The organism is Sphingobium sp. LMC3-1-1.1 (assembly GCF_040676285.1).
Taxonomy (GTDB): domain Bacteria; phylum Pseudomonadota; class Alphaproteobacteria; order Sphingomonadales; family Sphingomonadaceae; genus Sphingobium.
Genome location: NZ_JBEGHQ010000054.1, coordinates 1 through 572, shown reverse-complemented (window position 1 = coordinate 572; position 572 = coordinate 1). Strand labels below are relative to the sequence as shown.

At 66.6% G+C, this 572-nt stretch carries 1 pseudogene; it reads right to left on the bottom strand.

Annotated features, from left to right (window positions below):
• Window positions 1-557: pseudogene (locus MRBLMC3_RS18725) on the bottom strand (oxidoreductase); the annotation flags it as partial.
• Between the last annotated feature and the right edge of the window lie 15 nt (window positions 558-572).

Here is a 572-nt window from a genome sequence, read left to right as displayed (position 1 = left end):
GCGTGCCATGCCCAGCGAGGGTCGTAGAGCGCGTCGCGGCCGATCATCACGAAATCGGCCTTGCCGGAGGCGATGATCTCTTCAGCCTGCTGGGCGCTGCCACCGATGAGGCCGACCGACATGGTCGGGATATCCGCTTCCTTGCGGATCCGTTCGCCGAACGGCACCTGGTAGCCGGCCGCCAGCGGAATTTGCTGACGGTGATCGAGCCCGCCGGTGGTGACGTCGATGAAGTCGCATCCGAGCGCCTTGAGCGCCTTGGCGAACTCGACCGCCTCGTCGGGGTTGAAGCCGCCCTCGACCCAGTCGGTCGCCGACACGCGAATGCCCATCGGCTTGTGCGCGGGCCATTCCGCCCGCATCGCCTTGAACACCTCGAGCGGGAAGCGCATGCGGTTTTCCAGCGACCCGCCGAACTCGTCGGTGCGCTGGTTGGCGAGCGGCGAGAGGAACTGGTGGATGAGGTAGCCATGTCCGCCATGCATCTCGATCAGGTCGAAACCGATCCGTTCGGCGCGCGCGACGGCCTGGCGGTGGGCTTCGATCAGGTCGAGCATCTCGGCCCTGGTCAG